This is a genomic window from Aerococcus sanguinicola, assembly GCF_001543145.1.
GTDB classification, from domain to species: domain Bacteria; phylum Bacillota; class Bacilli; order Lactobacillales; family Aerococcaceae; genus Aerococcus; species Aerococcus sanguinicola.
On record NZ_CP014160.1, the window covers coordinates 386,595 to 407,997 of the forward strand.

Consider the following 21,403-nt stretch of genomic DNA (forward strand, 5'->3'; position numbering starts at 1 on the left):
CACTTGATTTATGAGCAGTAGTGGAGCTTTGAAGTTGGTCCTTAGCCATGAAAAAGCAAGCGATGTGAATTAGGGATAGTTGGCTTTAGCCTTTCTAGCCCTTTGAAGCTCGCTAGGTGAGGGACCTTGGCCCGAACCGATGCCATGGCTCTTCAAGGACCAAATTCAAAAGTGGAACGAATGCTCATCAGCACCATTTATCTAAAGCTTAAATCAAGTCTTGCTTAATCATTTCTTCGGCGATTTGCACGGAGTTCAATGCGGCACCCTTCCACAAGTTATCTGAAACAATCCAGAGGTGGAAGCCGTTTGGAACATCCAAATCTTTACGGATCCGGCCGACAAATGTTTCCTTCTTCCCTTCTGCATTGATGGCTTGTGGGTAGACTTGGTTTTGGATATCGTCTTCAACCACAATGCCAGGTGCTTGGCGCAAGATATCTTGTATCGCTTCAATTGTAACATTATTTTCGCCAATTTCAATATAAACACTCTCAGAATGTGCACGAAGAACTGGCACGCGAACGCAAGTGGTGGAAACAGGCAGGTCTTTCAGGCCCATGATCTTCTTAGTTTCGTTGGTCATCTTCATCTCTTCGAAGGTGTAGTGGTTGTCTTGGAACTTGTCGATCTGTGGCAGGACGTTGAAGGCCATTTGATAGTGCTTGTCGTCACCAGCACAAGGAAGGACTTCCGCTTCAGGGACTTCCTTGCCTTCCACAATGGCCTTAGACTGGGCTAAGGTTTCTTCAATGGCTTCAGCCCCAGCTCCGGACACAGCCTGGTAGGTGGACGCAATCACGCGCTTGAGCCCGTAAGCATCGTGGATAGGCTTGAGGGCAGCCACCATTTGGATGGTTGAGCAGTTCGGGTTGGCGATGAGGCCTTTGTGGTCCTTCAAGGCTTCAGGGTTAACTTCAGGCACCACCAGTGGGGTATCTGGGTCCATCCGGAAGGCAGAAGTGTTGTCGATGGCCACAGCCCCAGCCTTCACCGCAGCGGGCACGAATTTTTCAGAAAGGGCCCCACCAGCAGAGAAGATGGCGATGTCCACACCCTCGAAGGAGTCTTCGGTCAATTCTTCCACTTCATAGGTCTTGTCGCCGACAGGAAGGATCTTCCCAGCTGAACGAGCAGAAGCCAAAAGTTTCACATCTTTAACGGGAATTTCCGCTTGAGGGAGGAGGTCACACAATTGTTCCCCCACTGCTCCTGTAGCCCCAACGATTGCAACTGTATATTCTTTAGTCATAGCGCTTCCTCACTTTTCTATCCGAAGAGGCTGGGACAAAAGCTTCGTCTTCTTTTTAAATATAACGAACTTTTTGGCAAAAATCTGTTCCAAAAGTCAGTCCTGACATCACTTCACGAACTATGGGAAATCGTTGATCAACGATTTCCCATAGTTCGCTCCACTGCTTCAGGCCTAACCGACTTTTGTCACACTCTCTTCTCATGATTTTTTTATTAATAGCCTTATTGTATCATATTTGTCAGACAAAGGCGGGCTTTTTACGAATTCTTAAGTGAGTCTTTGCGGCTTTTTGCCTGCTTTTCGGCTGGAAAAACGGGGCTTGAGGAGGAATCCACTTGGTTATTCTCATCGTTTTATCATTATCGCTCCTGAACACTTCTTTTTAACGCCTATAAAACCTATATAGGACGGGCTTTTAGGCCTTGTTAATTGGTCAAGGATTGATTATAATATATGCGATTGCCTTAATTTAATCAGATATTAATCAAAGGAGAGACCTATGAAGAAAACACATTTACTTTTGGCGTCGAACCTCGCTTTGGCCGCCTTCCTCTATAGCCCTGAAGCTGTAGCGGCGGACGAAGTGACAACTGATGCGCCAAGCGAAGAAAATATCCCAGCGCCTGCTGAAGAAGTTGCACCAGCTGGCCAAAACCAAGAAGTTGAAGCGCCAAGCAGCCCAGCCGCTGAAACGGAAGCTGCGGAAACCCCTGCCCCTGAAAAGAAAGAAGTCCAAGCTGGCTACTATGCAGGGACTGACCTCGACAAGCAGCCTGAAATTGTGATTGGCAAGCAAGAAAAGAAGACCAGCCAGCCTCAACTGGATACCCGAAACCAGACCGGTGAAAAGTACACCAGCCAACTCCAAGCGACCGATGAATGGATGACCCTCCAATCCGGCAAGCACACCTTGGACAGCCGCCCTTACGGCACCGCTGGCTACGAAACCATCCGCGCCAACTTGAAGGACCGCCAAGGTGACTTGGTCAAGGTTTCTTACTATATTTCCACCGAACGCGCTGACTGGGCCTACATCAACTTCCAAGATAGCCTAGCTGGTTGGGTGGACCGCAAAGCCTTAAGCAAGAAGCTGCCTTTTGACCGCTATACCTCTGACGTGGAAAGCTTAAACTACTATGGCCGTCTGGTGGGCAACCACACCATCGACTCCAAGCCATGGGGAACCAAGGACTACCAAAACTTAGTCAGCCGCAATGCCTACAAGAACTTAGTCGGCACCAACGTTAAGGTGAGCCAAGGGGTATCTACCGAACGCGCCAACTGGGTCTACATCGACAGCCTCGACGGCAAGCTCTCTGGCTGGATCGACACCAAGGGCGTACAAAAGGTTGGCGACGCTTATACTAGCCCAGTGAAGAAGGTCAACTACACCGCCCACCTCAAAGACGGCGACAACACCTTAGATACCAAGCCTTGGGGGATTCCAGGTTACCAAACCCTCCGCTCACGGTCACAAATGAAGACCCGCCGCGGCCAAACGGTCCAAGTGTCTGAAGAAGTGTCCACTACTCGGGCGAACTGGGCTTATGTGACCTTCCAAGACGGCCTAGCTGGTTGGATCGACCGCGCCGGCCTCAAGCCAGGTGCTGGTCCTAAGCGTGCCAATGGGATCGATGACTACACCTCTGCCCACAAGGATGTGAAGTATGTGGCGACCATCGTTGACGGCAACCACACCTTAGACACCCTTCCTTGGGGGATTCCAGGCTACTCCACCATCGCTAGCCGGGCCGACATGAAGCGTCACCAAGGCGAACGGGTCCAAGTCAACCAAGAAGTCTCTACCAACCGGGCCAACTGGGCGCACATCACCCTGGCTAACGGGACCAGCGGCTGGTTCGACATCAAGGGCCTGACCCGCGGCAAGGTAGACTCCTACACCAGCCCTCAAAAATCGGTCAACTATACCGCCACTATTTCTAACGGCAACCATACCCTAGATACCCTACCTTGGGGCATTCCTGGCTACAAGACCATCGCCAGTCGTTCTGACATGAAGAAACACACCGGCGACCAAGTCAAGGTAAGTAGCGAAGTCTCCACCAACCGGGCCGACTGGGCTTACATTACCCTTTCTGACGGGACCAGCGGCTGGTTCGACCGCGCCGGCTTAACCAAGGGCCAAGTCGACGTTTACACCTCAAATGCGAAAAACGTCAACTACTCAGCCCGCCTGACCCACGGCAACCACACCCTAGACTCCAAACCATGGGGGATCCCAGGCTTTGAAACCATCAAGTCACGGGGCCAAATGAAGGCTTACACCGGCCAAAATGTCCAGGTCAACCAAGAAGTTTCCACTAACCGGGCGGACTGGGTTAACATCACCCTAGCAGACGGCACGCGCGGCTGGATCGACGCCAAAGCCATTGCGCCAGAACGCGTCCTCAACCACGTGCCTTATGTCAGCCAATACAAACCCGTCTTCGCACCATGGGGCTGTGCCGGCGCTGCCTCTGCCATGCTTTTAGGCGCTAAGGACGTCGACTTCAACCTCGACACCCTCATCCGCAACACCCCAATGTACCCAAGCGATCCAAACGGCCAAAAAGGCGACGTCTTCACCGGCCAAGGCTTCGGCTGGGTCATCAATCCTAAAGGCCTGACCAACTACCTGAAGACCTACTACTCCGGTGTCAAAAACATCACGGGCGCTAGCACCCAAGAAATCATCGACACCGTCCTCGGCGGCAACCCTGTCCTCTACTACGGCTACTCCTCTTACCAAAAACCAGGCGACTATGTTCGTAACCACTGCAAGGTCATCACCGGTTACAAGAACAACGCCTTCCGCGTCTACGACCCACTCTACTCCAACGCCAACAAGGGCGCGATGACCGGTGGTAAGAACCCAGCCTACGACCTCGGGGCAAAACACTGGCTACCAATCAGCAAGTTCAACCTTGAATATAACGGACAAGCGATTACGATCTTGTAAGGGTGTGAGCAAAGGCGATTAGAAAGGGATGACTGGAGGCAAAGAGGATAAGAGCGGCTTTAGCCGGTCGTTCCACTTTGCAGAAGTCACTCCCTTTCTGCCTTTGCGAACCCGACTAGGAAGGGTGAGAGGGAGCGCGGTTAGAAGTGGACCTCTGGAGCAAAAGACCGAAGAAGTCTGAAAGACTTCGCAGGGATTTTGTGAAGAGGAGCCACTTCTGCGCGACCGAACCCGACTAGAATATGTAACAAAAGTTTTCAACTTTTGTTATCCTCTATCCTCCAGCCTCGTGCTGGAGGATTTTTTTAAGATCAATGCTGTGCTGAGGCATCCGTTCCTGCCTCTTCGACAGCGATTTGGCAGTTTTTTCGCGAGTTACTGCCTATTCTATTGAGAACTGGCAGCTTCTCAGCATCTTACTGCCTCTTCTCTTAAGAACTGGCAGTTTCTTGGCACCTTACTGCCTCTCCTCTTGAGAACTGGCAGTTTCTCCGCAAGTTACTGCCTTTTCTCTTAAGAACTGGCAGTTTCTCCGCAAATTACTGCCTTTTCTCTTAAGAACTGGCAGTTTCTCGACATATTACTGCATTTTCTTCCGCGATATTGCAGTTTCTCGACGCGTTACTGCATCTTCTTCCGTGATAATGCAGTTTCTCAGCGCGTTACTGCATCTTCTCCCGTGATATTGCAGTTTCTCGACGCGTTACTGCATCTTCACTCGCGATATTGCAGTTTCTCGACGCGTTACTGCAACTGCGCTCATGATATTGCAGTTTCTCAAGCCTGTAGCTCTGGAAATTTACTAGGTTTATGACAATTTTATAGACAAAACAGCATATTTTGTTCATATTACATTAAAATATCCATCATTAAAAAACATAAAAAAGCAGCTAGTCCCTTCTCTCAGGTCACTAGCTGCTTTATTTGTGTTGCTGGTTATTTGATTACATTTATTAAAATTAAAGCAATCCCCAGCCATATTATATTTCCATAATCAATACGATCCCCAAAATAAAGATCCATTAATATATTTGCAATGATTAAAATGACAAAAAGAAAATTTAAGCAGGTAAGAATTTTTGAGCTAATGTCTATATTCTTATTAGATTTCAAAATCAATTACCCCTCCCTTTTTCAGTTTAATCCATAATGCAAACAATGAAATCCTATTGCTTCTCCAAATCATGAGCAGGAGTGAAGCGCATGCTCAACCATGTGATTGGGTACAATCCCTGTCTACTCCGCCTCAGGATCTGTCAGCGCCTTTAGGGAAAGATTGATCCGGCCGCGGTCGTCGATTTCGATCACCTTCACGCGGACCACATCGCCAATATTTACCACATCTTCTACCTTGTTGGTCCGTTTGTGCTGGAGTTCGGAAATGTGGATCATGCCGTTTTGGCCAGGTGCTAGGTCAACGAAGGCGCCGAATTTTTCAATCCGGAAGACCTTGCCTTCGTAGATTTGGCCGACTTCGATCTTCAGAGTCAGCTGCTCGATGATTTCGATGGCGCGGTCGATCATGGCTTGGTCATCGGAATAGATGGTCACCAGGCCGTCGTCCGCGATGTCAATCTTGGTGCCGGTTTCGTCGATGATCCCATTGATGGTGTCGCCGCCCTTACCGATTACGACCTTGATTTGGTCTTCGTCGATGCGGATCTTGCCGATCTTAGGCGCATACTTGCTCAGTTCGGCGCGTGGTTCGGCAATCGTAGAAGTGATTTGGTCGAGGATCTGCATCCGCGCTTGTTTGGCTTGGGCCAGGGATTCGCGCAGGATTTCCTCAGTAATTCCCTTGATCTTGATATCCATCTGCAGGGCGGTAATCCCCTCAGCTGTCCCTGCCACCTTGAAGTCCATGTCGCCCAGGTGGTCTTCCAGGCCTTGGATGTCAGTCAAAATGGTGTACTTGCTTTCATCGGCTTCGTTCATCACCAGACCCATAGCAATCCCGGCAACTGGCGCCTTGATTGGCACACCGGCATCCATCATAGCTAAAGTCGAGGCACAAATGGAAGCTTGGGAAGACGAGCCGTTAGATTCCAGCACTTCCGCCACCAAGCGGATGGTGTATGGGAAGTCTTCTTCATCTGGGATCACTTGGCTCAAGGCACGGTGACCCAAAGCCCCGTGGCCGATTTCACGCCGGCCTGGTGAGCCGTAGCGGCCGTTTGATCCAACAGAGAATTGGGGGAAGTTGTAGTGGTGGATAAAGCGTTGGTCGTAGTCAGGCCCTAAGCCGTCGATGTGTTGGGCTTCAGACAAAGGCGCCAGGGTACAAGCCGACAGCACTTGGGTTTGGCCCCGGGTAAAGAGACCGGACCCGTGCGCGCGTGGCAGGAGGCCTACCTCAGAAGACAGAGGACGGATCTCGTCGATTTGACGGCCATCGGGACGGACCTTGTCATCCGTAATCAGACGGCGGACTTCATTGTACTCCAGCTTGTCAGCCAGGTCAGCCACTTGTTGGTGGAGGCGGATGAAGTCTTCATCATCGAGGAAGCGCGCATCATAAACAGACAGGATTTCATCCTTAACCGCTTGGATATTTTCCTCCCGTTCCAACTTGTCGAAGGTTTGGATGGCTTCAACCATGCGTTGGTGGTAATTGGTCACGATCTCCGCTTCCAGCTCAGGATCCAATTCATCCGCTACATAGTCGACCTTTTCTTGGCCAATTTCGTCGATGATTTGTTTTTGGAAGTAAGTCATTTCCTTGATATTGGCGTGGCCGAACATGAGGGCTGCCAACATCTCGTCCTCGCTCAGTTCGGACGCAGAAGATTCCACCATGTTGATGGCCTTAGAAGTCCCCGCAACCGTCAATTCCAGGTCGGACTGGGCTTCTTGGTCAGCGGTTGGGTTGATCATCAAGTCGCCATTCACCCGGCCCACATTCACCCCTGCAATCGGCCCTTCAAAAGGAATGCTGGAGATGCCGAGCGCCAGAGAAGACCCGAACATAGCCGCCATCTCAGGGCTGCAGTCAGGATCCACCGACATCACGGTATTGATCACTTGGACATCATTCTTGTAACCTTCAGGGAAAAGCGGACGGATGGGCCGGTCAATCAAACGCGCCGTCAACGTCGCATGCTCACTTGGACGTCCTTCCCGCTTAATATAACCGCCCGGAATCTTACCCGCAGCGTACATCTTCTCTTCATAAAGCACTTGGAGAGGGAAGAAATCCTGCCCTTCCTTAGGCTCCTTAGCCCCAACCACAGCCGTCAAAACAACCGTCTCCCCGTAACGCACGAGGACCGCCGCAGAGGCCTGCTTAGCCAACTGACCAATCTCAACCTGGAGCGGACGCCCCGCCCAGTTCATTTTATAGACTTTCTTTTCTTCTGACATGTCATGCTCCTTTATCATATCTTTGCATGGCGTCGTAAGCTACTAAACAAAGAACTAAAGCCAGATCCAAGGCCAGGCCCCACTTCTTTGGTTAGTAGGAATTACAGACGCCGCTTACCATTACAAACAACAATCATCCCATAAAAATTAACTTACACTAGTATCCATAGGCAGAAAAGTAGATCCTGCGTAGACACTAACAAATTCAACATAAAAATCAGCTTGAATTCACCCGTGAGCAGAGCCCGTAGCCATCTCAGAGGTGAGAGAGATAGCGCCTATTTGCCTTTGACTGACCTGAGTGCAGATAGCAGGTCGCCAGTTTGCACTCGAGCGCTCTGAGCGCAAATAGCAGCTCACCAGTTTGCATTCGAGTGACCTGAATGCGGATAGCAAGTCATCAATTTGCATTCGAACGCTCTGAGTGCAGATAGCAAGTCGCCAGCACAATCCCCGCACAACCACTAACAAAGCACCAAGCAAAAAGCAGCTTGGAAGCCAGTCATGAGCAGGAGTGGAGCTTGAAAGGGATCGTTAGCCGTGAACAAGCAAGCGAAGCGAATTACGTATCGTAGGCGCAGCCGTACGAGACGTTTGAGTCTCGCTAGGTGAGGGACCTTGGCCCGAACCGATGCCACGGCTCTTTAACGATCACTTTCAAGACGGAACGTATGCTCATCAGCACAGTCCCCCACACAACCACTATCAAAGCACCAAACAAAAAGCAGCTTGGAATCTACTCATGAGCAGGAGTGGAGCTTGAGTTTGATCGTTAGCCATGAAAAAGAAAGCGATGTGAATTAGGGATCGTAGGCGCTAGCCGTACTAGCCCTTTGAAGCTCGCTAGGTGAGAGACCTTGGCTCTCACCGGTTCCATGGCTCTTTAACGAGCAAACTCAAGACGGAACGCATGCTCACAGCACAATCCCCGCACAACCACTAACAAAGCACCAAGCAAAAAGCAGCTTGGAAGCCAGTCATGAGCAGAAGTGCAGCGTTGAAGTTGGGCCTTAGCCATGAAAAGCAAGCAATGTGAATTAGGGATCGTAGGCGGAGCCGTACGAGCCCTTTGAAGCTTGCTAGGCGAGAGACCGAGGCTCGAGCCGGTGCCATGGCTTTTCAAGGCCCAAATTCAACAGCGGAACGTATGCTCACAGCACAGCTCCCAAAAAATCCAAGCTCATTTTTCTTAATAAAAAGGCGAGATCCAATTGCTCGAATCTCGCTTTTTTGACATCGAATTAGCGACGTAAACCTAAGCTTTGGATCAAGTTACGGTAACGAGTAACATCCTTGTTACGTAAATAAGCTAATAAGTTACGACGGTGACCAATCTTCTTCATTAAGCCACGGTATGAGTGGTGGTCTTTCTTATGCGTTTGGGCATGGGCGTTCAGCGCATTGATTTCTGCGGTAAGTACAGCGATTTGTACTTCTGGGCTCCCAGTATCCCCTTCATGCGTTGCATATTTTTCGATAATTTGTGTTTTTTCTTCTTTTGAAATTGCCATTTTGACAACACCTCTTTCTATATTTTTGCCTAGAACTGAGTCGATCGTCGGTGACTCGCAAAGACTAAGTACTAGGTCATGCCATGACGGCACTCTCCAAAGTATACGCCCAAAAGGTTCAGAATGCAAGGGAAAATGCCTAAAAGATTTCTCACTTAGTCTGCCAGGGGCCGGTGCTTGGCCAGGGTTCCCATACCGATCGAGCCCTTGCCGCCATGGGTCCCCAAAACAGGGGTCAGATAGCCGATCATACAGTCCAGGTCCGGATGCTGGCCGTGGATGGCTGCCTTAAATTCCTCCGCTTCTTCCGGCACTCCCCCGTGGGCAAAAGCCAGGCGGATGCCTTGGGGATAGGCCGCGATGGCTTCATCCAGGAGTTTCTGGTAGGCTTGGATAACCTTCTTCTTGGTCCGGACTTTGTCATAGAGGACCACCTCACCGGCCGCATTGAAGTAGGCCACCACGTTGATTCGGAGCAGGCTGCCCAATTTAGCGGTCAGTAAGGAAGCCCGTCCCCCTTTCACGAAGGTCTTCAGGTCCGGAATCACCACATAGATCCGGGAATTGTCGCCGATCCACTGGAGCTCTTCAGCCAGGCGGTCAGCCGGCCAGCCCGCTTCCAGCATCTCTAAGCCTTCAATCAGGATGTGCTGCATCTGGAAAGAGGTCCCCTTGGAATCAATGTAATAAGTCTTGAAGTCATCAGCGAATTCCTCCAGCACCATCCGCGCCGTCTTCAGGGTGCCGCTGATCTTGCTGGAGAGGAAGATGGCGAAGACCGTATCATAGCCGCCCGCAATAATCTCCTGGGCCCGCTTGTAGAAGGCCAGGGGTTCCGGTTGGGAGGTCTGGGGCAATTCAGGCGAAGCATCTAAGTAGTCGTAGAAGGCTTGGGCTGCCTCGGGTTCAGCAGTGTCCGCAAACTCCTTGCCATCCGGAAAGCGCATCGACAAGTCCACTTGAAAGACATTGTCCCGGTTTCTCAACTCATCCGGCAAACTTGCTGTACTATCAATGATAAATGCTGCTTTCATCCCGTCACTCCATTTCTTATTCTTACTCTACATTGTAACAGAGAACTTTTCCAAAGTCTGTTCTAACCCCTCTTAAAAAAGACTTTATTTTTCTTTAAATTAGCGTAAAATAAAGGTATTGCATTATTTGGAGGAAAAACATGAAAACATCTTACCTGTGGGCCGCTGGACTCGCTGGCCTGCCTTTTCTAATCATCTTGTGCCTAGTTGCGACGGGAAATCCCGCCCTCTTGGCCATGGACCAGGCGGTGAACACGGCCCTCTACGGCGGCCACTACCCTCTCTTGGTCCCCATCATCCGTGCCTTCACCTACCTGGGCGACAACTACCTGCAGCTGACCTTCATCGCGCTGTTGGCCCTCTGGCTCCTCTACAAAAAAGAAAAACAAGTGGCTCTCTGGCTGGTCCTGTCAAACTTCCTGACCATCTCCGGCATCAACCAGCTGGTCAAATTCCTGATCCAGCGGCCGCGGCCTGACCTCTTCGACCACCTGATCCTGGTCGGCGGCTACTCCTTCCCCAGCGGCCACTCCATGGGCTCGGTCGTCTTCTACGGCACTCTGGCCCTGACCCTGGTCTACCTCTGGCCCAAACACTTCAAACATCCCGCCCTCCTCTACTCTTTGGTGGGCCTCCTCTCCCTAGCTCTGGCCTGGTCGCGCATCTTCCTCGGTGTCCACTACTTCTCCGACACCCTGGCCGGCCTCTCCCTCGGCCTAACCTGCCTCATCCTCGCCAAAGCCGCCATGGACCGCTGGGTAGATGAGCGACCCCAAGTAGAATAAAAGATGAAACCAGGCTCCCGGCCTGGTTTTTCATTTTGGTTGGGGGTTAGAGGGGGCAACCCACAATCAAGCTGGTTGAGTGTGGGTTGATAATCGGCAAGGCACAATAAAACCGATCGAGTGTGGGTTGGCGAGCTCCAAGACACAGTGAACCTGCCCAAGTGTGGGTTGCCAATAGTTAAGGTACACTCACGATATACGAGTGTGGGTTGACAGTTTTCAATCCACACTCATAATGGCCGAATGTGGATTGACACCACCCAAGCCACAATCACGGCAGACGAGTGTGGCTTATCCATTCCCCCTCCCTATAAAAACACAAAAACCAGACCCCAGGAATTTCGGGATCTGGTTTTTCTCTCATTTTTACATTAATTATTAAGGAACATTCTTATCACACTAGACAATATTGATAAAACCACAGCATCTGTTCACCAATACCCCATTATTATAAGTGATATTTTGATGGTAGAACACAATATTGATAGGAGCAGGAGTGGAGCCTTGAAAGTGATCGTTAGCCGTGACCAAGCAAGTGAAGCGAATTACGTATCGTAGGCGCCAGCCGTACGAAACGTTTGAGTCTCGCTAGGTGAGGGACCTTGGCCCGAACCGGTGCCACGGCTCTTTAACGATCACTTTCAAGAGCGCAACGCATGCTCCTCAGCACCGTCCCAAAAATCACACCCTGTAGTCGGGTTCGGTCGCGCAGAAGTGGCTCCTCTTCACAAAATCCCTGCGAAGTCTTTCAGACTTCTCCGGTCTTTTGCTCCAGAGGTCCACTTCTAACCGCGCTCCCTCACACCCTTATTTAATCTTAAATTCTGCTTTCAATTCCATCAAGACATCACGCAGCTCTGCGGCGCGTTCGAACTCCAAGTCCTTGGCCGCTTGCCGCATTTCCATTTCCAGGTTGTGGACGGCTTCTTCTTTTTCATTGCGCTTGAGGGCGCGGATGCTTTCGGTGAGGGATTCGGATTCTTCGGCCAGGTTGACGTCGGAAGTGATCCGGATCGAATCGTGGATTTCCTTTTTGATGGTTTGCGGGGTAATGCCGTGCTCCTTGTTGTAGGCCTGCTGGATTTTCCGCCGGCGGGCTGTTTCATCCATGGCATAGCGCATGGACCCGGTGATGTGGTCGGCGTACATGATCACGTGGCCGGAAGAGTTCCGCGCTGCCCGGCCAATGGTCTGGATGAGCGAGCGTTCATTACGCAGGAAGCCTTCCTTGTCGGCGTCCAAGATGGCCACCAAGGAGACTTCCGGCACGTCGATCCCCTCCCGCAAGAGGTTGATCCCAACGAGGACATCGAAGACGCCCAGGCGCAGGTCGCGGATAATCTCGGTCCGCTCCAGGGTCTTGATGTCCGAGTGGAGGTACTTGACCCGGATGCCAATCTCTTCCAGGTAGTCGGTCAAGTCTTCGGACATCTGCTTGGTCAGGGTCGTGATAAAGACCCGCTCTTCCTTGTCCACCCGTTCGTTGATCTCGCTGACCAAATCGTCGATCTGCCCCTTGATGGGACGGACTTCCACTTGCGGGTCGAGGAGGCCAGTGGGTCGGATGATCTGTTCGACCACTTCCCCATGGGCCAGGTCCACTTCATAGTCGCCCGGTGTCGCCGAGACGTAAATGGCCTGGTTGACCTTCTTCTCGAACTCCTCCAGCTTGAGGGGCCGGTTGTCCAGGGCACTCAGCAGGCGGAAACCGTAGTCGATCAGCTGCTGCTTGCGGGCCTGGTCCCCATTGTACATCCCGCGCACCTGGGGCATGGTCATGTGGGACTCGTCCACCATGAGCAACCAGTCGTCCGGGAAGAAGTCCAGCAAGGTATAAGGCGCCTCACCCGGCTTCCGACCGTCCATGTGGCGGGAATAGTTCTCAATCCCATTACAATAGCCCATCTCCAGGAGCATCTCAATATCATAGCGGGTCCGCTGCTCCAGCCTTTGCGCCTCCAGCAACTTATTGTCCGCTTCCAATTCCTTGAGCCGCTCGTCCAGTTCCGCCTCAATGGTTTGCACGGCCCGAAGAATCTGTTCCTGGTTAGCGACAAAGTGGGTCGCCGGGAAGATCGGATAGTGCTTGACATCATTCTTCACTTCGCCCGTCAGCACATCCACCTCGCGGATCCGGTCGATCTCATCACCAAAAAATTCCACCCGGATAGCCGAAGAATCACGTGAGGCCAGGAAGACCTCCACCACATCCCCGCGCACACGAAAAGTCCCCCGCTGGAAGTCAAAATCATTGCGCTCAAACTGCATATCCACCAGCTTGCGCATAAAATCATTGCGTTCCATCTCCTGACCCTCGCGGATGGACAAGACATGGTCCCGGTATTCTTCTGGATTCACCAAACCATAGATACAGGACACCGAGGCCACAATCACCACATCCCGGCGTTCCAAGAGGGCTGAGGTGGCCGAGTGGCGGAGCTTGTCGATCTCATCATTGACCGAGGCTGACTTTTCGATATAAGAGTCGCTCGAAGGCACATAGGCTTCCGGCTGGTAATAATCATAGTAGGAAACGAAATATTCCACCGCATTGTTGGGGAAGAATTCCTTCAGCTCCCCGTAGAGCTGGCCAGCCAGGGTCTTATTGTGGGCCAGGACCAGGGTCGGCCGGTTGGTCTGGGCAATCACATTGGCCATGGTGAAGGTCTTCCCCGTCCCCGTGCCCCCTAAGAGCACCTGGGCCTGGTCGCCCGCTTCCACCCCTTCAACTAATTCTTTAATGGCTTCCGGCTGGTCCCCGTTCGGTTCATAGGGGGCCACCAGATCAAATTTTTGATTCGACATCAGTGTTTGATTATCCATGCACGATCCACTCCATTCCACCCTATTCTATCATTTTAAGCCGTGTGGGGCCACTTTGGCGGACCAGGATAAATTTCTTTTCCCCTTGCATCTGGAGAAAATATTCGATATAATATTTCTGTTAGTGACTCATCACTTGAAATCTATCACAGAAAGAGGTGCTCTCATGCCACAAATTCAATCAGCAATCAAGCGTGTACGCCAAGAAGAAAAACGTACTGCTCAAAACGGTAAAAAATTAAGCAAGATGCGTACAGCGATGAAGAAATTCGAACAAGCTGCCGAAGCTGGTGCCGACAACGCCCCAGAATTATTCGTTCAAGCTTCTAAGGAACTTGACCAAGCAGCTGGTAAGAACTTAATTCACAGCAACAAAGCAGCTCGTGAAAAATCACGTCTCGCTAAAAAATTAAACAAATAATTATTTGATGAAACCAGCCGATCGGAATGATCGGCTGGTTTTTTCTTTTAGGGGCTGTGCTGTGAGCATCCGTTGCGCTGTTGAATTTGGGCCTTGAAGAGCCATGGCACCGGCTCGAGCCTCGGTCTCTCGCCTAGCAAGAGTCAAACGGTTCGTACGGCTATCGCCTACGATCCGTAATTCCCTTTGCTTGCTTTTTCATGGCTAAGGCCTAACTTCAACGCTCCACTCCTGCTCAAAGACAAACCCCCAGCTGATTTTTGCTTGGTGCTTTGTTAGTAGTTGTGCAAAAGCTGTTCCGGTGAGATGCTATCTGCTTTCGGGCCTCTTGAGTGCAAATTGACGAGCTGCTATCTGCTCTCAGGGCTTGAGAGCGCAAATTGACGAGACGCTATCTGCTTTCAGGACTCTTGAGTGCAAATTGGCAAATGCTATCTGCTCTCAGAGCTCTTGAGCGCAAATTGACAAGTGCTATTTGCTTTCGGGGCTCTCGAATGCAAATAGGCGACTTGCGAACGGCATCCCCACCCACAATAGGATTGTCATTTTTCCTAAGGCTGACAAGATGTTATACTTAGCTTTACAGAGAAGCGATGGGGGTGAAGATGATGAAGAATGAAGAATACCAAACGAAACGGCGAGCCCACGAGCTTTGGGACCTCAATCTTATCGATGAATTTGAAGTTGGGAGTTTTAGAGGCTTGGCAGATATCCATGCTTATTTGTTCCAAGATTTTCCGGAAGTCCATCCAGGCGAAGTGCGGCAGGTCAATCTTTCTAAGGGAAATTTCCGCTTTGCCAGTGTGCTCTACTTAGAGTCAGCGATTCAGGCGGTCGAAGCCATGCCAGAAAATAATTTCGACGCGATAATTGATAAATATACCGAAATGAATGTGGTCCATCCTTTTAGAGAAGGAAATGGGCGGTCGACGCGGATTTGGCTGGATCAAATATTGAAAGAAAATTTATCGATTTGTATTGATTGGTCGCTTATCGACAAAAGAGACTACTTGTCTGCCATGGCATTAAGTCCGGCTAACAACAATCTCTTGAAGATGCTCCTAAAAAACGCGCTGACCGATGAAGTTGATAACCGTTTAGTTTATATGAAAGGAATCGACCAATCCTACGCCTATGAAGATATGGCCGACTATCCGTATTATGAAATCGAGGGATCGAATGGTGGGGAAAGTGATGGTGAATAAAAAATTAGCTGCTATCTATAAGGCGAGTTAACGCCCTACTTGCCAAGAGACACCCTCGTTTGAAAGTTGCCCCCCTCTGACTTGCAAAGCTGTCGGGTGTTTGAAAGTTAGTGCCATCGAACTTTCAAACTGGCGAGTCATTTGAAAGTTGACACCCTCTGACTTGCAAACTTAGCGGGTGTTTAAAAGTTGGCATCAGGCGACTCACAAACCAAGGCTCTATTTAAAAATTCGCGGTCAACTACTCGCTAATAGCAGTCTCATTAGTGAATACACTCCTTTTCCAAGAAAAGCAAGAGCTATATTTTCTAACAGTGATTAGAAATCCTATACCAGTTACTTGTGAGCAGGAGTGGAGCTTTGAAGTTGGCCTTTAGCCATGACCAAGCAAGCGATGTGAATTAGGGATAGTTGGCGTTAGCCTTACTAGCCCTTTGAAGCTCGCTAGGTGAGGGACCTTGGCCCGAACCGGTGCCATGGCTCTTGAAAGGCCAAATTCAAAAGCGGAACGCATGCTCACTAGCACAATTTGTATACAAAAAACACCGCGCTAACTTTCTCCTCTCCATGAAGGAAGTTAGCGCGGTGCTTTTTCATTATTACCCGCAAAAGCGCAGGATGAACCATTCGATGCCGAGGTCTTGGTCGACGCGGCCGGTTTTGATCCGGTAGTCGAGGTCGACTAGGGCCAGGTAGGCTTGGATCAGGCGGTCGCCGGGGTAGGCAGAGGCTTGTTTGCTGGCCATCTTGATCCGGTAGGGGTGGGCAGACAGGGCCTTGGCCATGGAGCCCTGGTCGTAGCCCATGCGCTGGAATTGGTTGATCTGGCAGTAGAGGCGGAAGTTAGACATGAGGAGGGCCAGGATGGCGATGGGCGACTGCTTGTCAGCGATCAGTTGCCGGTAGAGGCTGAGTGCTGCTTCGGCCTGGCCGCGCATCAGGTAGTCGGTCAGGTGGAAGATATCGTCATCGATGGAGGGCTCGACCAGGAGGCGGACATCTTGGGCGGTGATCCGGTCCGCGTCAGCCGTGAAGAGCTGGAGCTTGGCCATCTCATCCATGGTCCGGCTGAGCTTATAATTGGTCCGCTCGAGGAAGAGCTTGACGGCGTCCCGGTCCATGGCCTGGTCCAGCTGGGAGACATAGCCCTCCAGATAGCGGGCTACCTGGTCGGGTTTCATCTCGCCCACGTCCACTAGGCTGGCCGCTTTTTTTAATTGCTTCACGACCTTCTTGCGGTTGTCCAGCTTCTCATAGGGGGCCTCGATCACCAGAACGACTTCCTCAGCGGGATGGTCCAGGTAGGCCAGGAGCTCGTCCGGGTCCTGCTTGACCGCCCCCTTGCCCTTGTCCCCGGTCAAAAAGCTGGGATGGCTGAGCCAGATAATCCGCGTCTCTTGAAAAAAAGAAATGGTATTGGCTTCCAGCATGGCGTCGGACAGGGCCTGTTCTTGGAGGTCGACGTGGACAAAGTTAAAGGCATTGACTTCCCCGCCCAGGACCGAGTCAACCAGGGTCTGGCGAAAACGGTCCACCAAATAGGTCTCCTGGCCAAGCAAAAGATAGACCGGAGCCCACTTGCCCGCCTTGATATTTTGCAGCTGTTTTTGAATTTCCACGCGTCATTCCCCTTCTTCTAATTGGATCGTCCTTTCTATTGTAGCGGATTTTGGGCTAAAAATATAGTGGATGCCCCCCATTTCGTCTGTCCGCCAGACCTGAGCGCCCACCGCTTCCAAGTCGGCCAAGACCCGGGGGCTGGGATGGCCATAGCGGTTGTTCTGGCCCACCGAAATCACCGCATGCCGGGGCTGCAAGCTAGCTAAGACTTCAGGCGGCGAGGAATGGTCCGAGCCGTGGTGGGCCACCTTGAGATAGTCCAGGTCCCGCCCCCGAAGACGCTGGGCCATGGCTTCCTCCGCCTGTCCTTCCGTATCCCCGGTAAAGAGAAAGGAATGCCCGTAGAGCTCGGCCCAGATGACCAGGGAATCCGCATTGTCCCCCTGGCCCAGCTGGTCGGGCTGGATGATGTCAAAGGTTGCCTGGCGCCCCAGCTGGAGCCGGTCGCCGGTTCGGAGCCAGACCCAACCTTGCCGGGTCAAGCCCTGCCAATCCGCCAAGACTGCTTCATCCTGGGCCAAACCAATAGGCAAGTAGAGTTTATCCACCGGCAGGTTTTCACAGATTTCTTCAAGGGAGCCATAATGGTCATAGTCGGAGTGGCTGATAAAGATCCCGTCCAAGTGGCGGACCCCTTCCGCCCGGAGCGCTGGCAAGATGTCTCGACCGGCCACCGTAGACGTCTTACGGCGGACCTGCCAGGGCTCGCGGTCAAAGAAGCTAGGCTGGCTGCCTGCATCGATCAGGTAGTTGCCCTGGTTAAAAGGCAGGCGGACCAGGAGGCAGTCCCCCTGACCAATAGCGAGCGCCGACACCTGGCCCTGGACCTTGAGATTGGGCCAGAGGTAGATGACTAAGAGCAGGCTCAGTAAAGAGAGCCCAGCCTTACGCCTGATCTGGCCTGCTTGAAGACAAGCCAATACGGCGACCAGGGCCAGTCCATAAAGAAAAACGAGCCAGGCCGGCAAGTGGCCGGTGACCCAGGTCAAGCCCTGCCATTGGCTTAGCGCCTGGGAGATTTTTTCGAGGAGGTGGAGGGCTTGCCCTAGGAGGCCCTGGAAACCGAGCAAGAAATTAGCCAGACCTAGGGCGTGGAGGACCAGTAAAAGCAGGAGGACCGGGATCAATACGGAGGAGAAGAGGAGGCTGTAGAAGTAATTCACCACAAGAGAGAGCCAGGAGAAGGCATGGTTGTGGACCAGGAGGAAGGGCAGACTGACCAAGGAACAGGCCAGGGACCGCGTCAGTTCACGGAGGAGGGGCCGCGGAGTCAGACGCCGGATGCCGCCGTCAAGGACTAAGAGGGTTACAGCCAGGGCAAAGGAGAGCTGGAAGCCCAGGGAGAAGATGGCGGTGGGCTGGCCGATGACCAGGACAATGAGCGCCCAGGACGTTCCCTCCAGGCTGGACGGCGGCCGTCCCAAAGCCCGGCAGAGGACCTGGTAGAGGTAGACCCCAATAGCCCGCACCATCCCGTAAGGCCAGGCCAGGAGGGTCCCGTAGACCAGGAGGAGGACCAGAGCCAGACCATCGAAGTAGTCCAGGAGTCCGCCCAGGCGGAGGTAGACATAGCGGCAGTGCTTGAGGAGGAAGTTCACGTGGAAGCCGCTCAGGGAGAAGAGGTGGATCATGCCGATAGTCTGGTAGGAGGCCATGGCGTCCGGGTCGATCCACTGGCTGTCGTTAAAAAAGAGGGCGAGGACATAGGCCCGGACCTGGTCATTAGCTAGCCGGCCCAAGCCTTGGCGGACTCCGACCTGGGCCTCAGCCAAAAAGGCCCGCCAACCCCGCTGGACAGCAAGCGGCCGCATGGCTTCCAGGTCCCCCAGGTAAAAAATCCCCTGGCGGTCTAAATAAGCCCGGTAGTTGAAGAGATAGCGGTTGCGGTTGGGCTGGGGTTGGCTGAGCTCACCCTTGACCTGCCAGGTGAGGGCCTGGTCCAAACCCTCAAAGGCCACCTGCTCTTCTTCTGATGCCAAGCGGTAAAAGGCCTGTATCCGCTCGGTCTGCCCTTCCCCTAGGACCACATCGCCCTGGAACTTGACCTGGTCCCCGTCCACCTGCAGGGTTGCCAGGTCCATAGCTAGCGCCCCTTCAAAAGCCCCCGCCTCCAAGAGAGAAGACGAGCCCCCAGCCTGCCAGGCAAAATAGGCCAAGCAAAGGCCAGCTAGGACTAGGGTCGAACGAAAAAAGCGGGGTTCTTTTAAATAAGCGAGTCGGACCAGGAGGAGGATAAGGCCGGCTGCGGACCAGATGGACGGCGCTAAAACAAGGCAAGCCGCCAGGAGGACAAGGAGGGCCCAGCTGACAATATGGTAGGATTTTAACCGGTCCAGCATCCTAGTCCACCGTCAGCTGGGGGCGCAACTTGTCCAGGGTCTTCTCGCCGATCCCCGACACTTGGGCCAGGTCATCCACCGTCTGGAAGGGGCCGTTCGCCTCCCGGTAGGCAATGATATCCGCCGCCTTCTTCTCCCCCACCCCGGACAGGGTCTGGAGCTCCGCGCTGTCCGCCGTGTTCAGGTTGACCTGGTTGCCGGGTGTTTGGTCTCCCGAAGAGGCAGGGGCCTGGCTCCCGCCTGTCTGGACCGCCAGCTTCAAGTTGTCCGGCACTTCCTCACCCTGGCGCGGGATGTAGACCAACATCTGGTCCTCCAAGCGCTGGGCGAAGTTGACCTGGTCCTGGTCCGCCTCGGGCAAGAAGCCGCCCGCCAACATAACCGCGTCGTAGACCCGCATGCCCGCCTCCACCTGGTAGAGCTTGGGTTCCTTGACCGCCCCCTTGACGTCCACATAGAGGGTTTCTTGGGCAGGCGGCGGACTGGCAGAGGATTCGGCTGTTTCTGGGGCAGGCTCGACTGGTTCGGGCTGGTCGGCCAAGGCTTCTACTGGGACTTCTTCCACTAAGTCAGCGCTTTGATTGCCTCCTAAAAAACGGCCTAGGAAGAAAAGGGCTAGGCAGAGGGCGACCAAGGCACCGATGAGATAGCGGCCGTAGTCATGCACGATGTCTTGAACAGATAAATTTTTCCAACGATTCCACATCTTATCACCTCATAGATATATAAACGCTGGAGGGGCGAAATTCATCAAGTGATTTTAAGTATTTAAAAGAACTTTTCTTTTCTAATGGAAGTTGTGCTGGTGAGCATGCGTTGCGCTTCGAGTTTGATCGTTAAAAAGCCATGGCACCGGCTCGAGCCTTGGTCTCTCGCCTAGCGAGCTTCAAACGGCTAGTAGCGGCTTACGCCGACTATCCGTAATTCACATCGCTTGCTTTTTCATGGCTAACGATCAAACTCGAGCTCCACTCCTGCTCACAACATGATTTTCTAAAATTATTTATATAACTAGTTAAAATCATTGATGGATTCTTTTGAATGGAGAAGAGAAAACAGAAATTCTGGCGGCTTAGAATTCTGCTACTTGTAAACAGAGGCTTTGTTTGAAAGTTCACTGCCTGCTACTTGTAAACAAGGGCCCTGTTTGAAAGTTAACCACATTCTACTTGTAAACAAAAGGCTTGTTTGAAAGCTCGCCGCCTGCTACTTATAAAGAAGGGCTTTGTTTGAAAGTTCGCCCCCAATTCAAAACAATTCAATCGAGCTGACTTCTACTTCCACTCCTTGACAACAAAAAAGGCTGGGACAGGGATCCCGAGCCTTTTACACGTCTTAATTTAACAATGAATATGCTATCTAAATGTGTCAACCCGTTAATTATGAATCGAAGTGGAACGCATGCTCACCGTTCAACCTTAGCCCCTATACCGATACGTGACCAGCCGGGTGATGCCCATGGTGACGTCCTGCCAGCCTTCTAAGTGGCCGATGGTTTGAGGGAGGTCGTCTTCTTTGCCGAGTTCGCAGAGGATGATGGCGTCGTCGGCCAGGCAGTCCAGCTCTTGGAATTCTTCTAGGATTTCCAGTAATTTTTGGCCCTCATAGGGTGGGTCGAGGAGGACCAGGTCGAAGCGGAGGTCAGCGTTTCCCTCTAACAATTGCTTGAGGCCGCGCCGGTTGTCGCCGCGCAGGAGCTCGTAGCGGTCGGTCAGGCGGAGGGTCTCCACGTTGTCCTGGATGGTGGCTTGGGCCTTGCGATTGTTCTCGAAGGCATAGATCTTTTCGATCCCCCGTGATAGGGCCTCGATACCAAGGGCACCCGACCCCGCGTAGAAGTCCAGTCCAATGCCCCCATTAAAATATGGCCCGATACGATTGAACATGGATTCCTTGATCTTATCCGTTGTCGGACGGGTGTTCTTGCCCGGTACTGCCTTGAGTCGTCGGCCACCCATTTCGCCTGCAATCACTCGCATGTCAAAATTCCCCCTTTTGAATCAATTCTTCTCCTTCAAATTCTAACCGAAAATCACAAGCAGGTAAAGCGGCTTCGCTTGAATTTTCATTCAATTAATCATATAATTATCC

General features: G+C 52.1%; 13 protein-coding genes. 4 read left to right on the top strand and 9 right to left on the bottom strand.

The annotated features are described in order from the left end of the window. Positions 1-208: 208 nt before the first annotated feature. Complete coding sequence (locus tag AWM72_RS01890; RefSeq protein ID WP_067972329.1) at positions 209-1,252, bottom strand: aspartate-semialdehyde dehydrogenase; 1,044 nt, start codon at positions 1,250-1,252, stop codon at positions 209-211. A 502-nt stretch (positions 1,253-1,754) separates the two neighbouring features. On the opposite strand from AWM72_RS01890, the gene AWM72_RS01895 reads away from it, so the two are divergent. Beyond that, a complete protein-coding gene (locus tag AWM72_RS01895; protein ID WP_067972333.1) occupies positions 1,755-4,214 on the top strand; it encodes a GW dipeptide domain-containing protein in 2,460 nt (819 codons plus the stop codon). A 1,236-nt stretch (positions 4,215-5,450) separates the two neighbouring features. On the opposite strand, the gene pnp is transcribed toward AWM72_RS01895, so the two are convergent. The 3 genes from pnp to AWM72_RS01915 form a co-directional block, all read right to left on the bottom strand. Beyond that, a complete protein-coding gene (pnp, locus tag AWM72_RS01905; protein ID WP_067972341.1) occupies positions 5,451-7,574 on the bottom strand; it encodes a polyribonucleotide nucleotidyltransferase in 2,124 nt (707 codons plus the stop codon). 1,241 nt (positions 7,575-8,815) lie between these two features. After that, on the bottom strand, positions 8,816-9,085 hold the full coding sequence (rpsO, locus tag AWM72_RS01910; protein ID WP_067972344.1) for a 30S ribosomal protein S15: 270 nt from the start codon (positions 9,083-9,085) through the stop codon (positions 8,816-8,818). 155 nt (positions 9,086-9,240) lie between these two features. Further along, the gene (locus AWM72_RS01915; protein WP_067972347.1) at positions 9,241-10,119 is read right to left on the bottom strand and encodes a DegV family protein; all 879 of its coding nucleotides are present in this window, start codon (positions 10,117-10,119) and stop codon (positions 9,241-9,243) included. 140 nt (positions 10,120-10,259) lie between these two features. Between AWM72_RS01915 and AWM72_RS01920 the strand changes: the two genes are divergently transcribed. Beyond that, entirely contained in the window at positions 10,260-10,904 is a 645-nt protein-coding gene (locus AWM72_RS01920) for a phosphatase PAP2 family protein (RefSeq protein WP_067972349.1), read from the top strand. Between the two features lie 807 nt (positions 10,905-11,711). Here the strand turns inward: AWM72_RS01920 and uvrB are convergent. Next, a complete protein-coding gene (gene uvrB, locus AWM72_RS01925; RefSeq protein WP_067976506.1) occupies positions 11,712-13,709 on the bottom strand; it encodes an excinuclease ABC subunit UvrB in 1,998 nt (665 codons plus the stop codon). A gap of 184 nt (positions 13,710-13,893) precedes the next feature. On the opposite strand from uvrB, the gene rpsT reads away from it, so the two are divergent. After that, positions 13,894-14,148, top strand: coding sequence for a 30S ribosomal protein S20 (gene rpsT / locus AWM72_RS01930; RefSeq protein ID WP_067972352.1), 255 nt, complete (start codon positions 13,894-13,896; stop codon positions 14,146-14,148). A 593-nt stretch (positions 14,149-14,741) separates the two neighbouring features. Beyond that, positions 14,742-15,353 (top strand): protein adenylyltransferase Fic, encoded by a 612-nt coding sequence (gene fic, locus AWM72_RS01935; RefSeq protein WP_070485680.1) that lies wholly within the window; start codon positions 14,742-14,744, stop codon positions 15,351-15,353. Positions 15,354-15,952: 599 nt separating this feature from the next. Here fic and holA read toward each other — a convergent pair. From holA to rsmD, 4 genes are all read right to left on the bottom strand, one after another. Next, positions 15,953-16,972, bottom strand: a complete 1,020-nt coding sequence (gene holA / locus AWM72_RS01940) for a DNA polymerase III subunit delta (protein WP_067972357.1) — start codon at positions 16,970-16,972, stop codon at positions 15,953-15,955. 3 nt (positions 16,973-16,975) lie between these two features. Further along, on the bottom strand, positions 16,976-19,312 hold the full coding sequence (locus AWM72_RS01945) for a DNA internalization-related competence protein ComEC/Rec2 (protein ID WP_067972359.1): 2,337 nt from the start codon (positions 19,310-19,312) through the stop codon (positions 16,976-16,978). A 1-nt stretch (position 19,313) separates the two neighbouring features. Further along, complete coding sequence (locus AWM72_RS01950) at positions 19,314-20,018, bottom strand: helix-hairpin-helix domain-containing protein (protein ID WP_067972362.1); 705 nt, start codon at positions 20,016-20,018, stop codon at positions 19,314-19,316. Between the two features lie 712 nt (positions 20,019-20,730). Then, positions 20,731-21,291: a 16S rRNA (guanine(966)-N(2))-methyltransferase RsmD gene (gene rsmD, locus AWM72_RS01955; protein ID WP_067972366.1), complete on the bottom strand. Its 561-nt coding sequence runs from the start codon at positions 21,289-21,291 to the stop codon at positions 20,731-20,733. Positions 21,292-21,403: the final 112 nt, after the last annotated feature.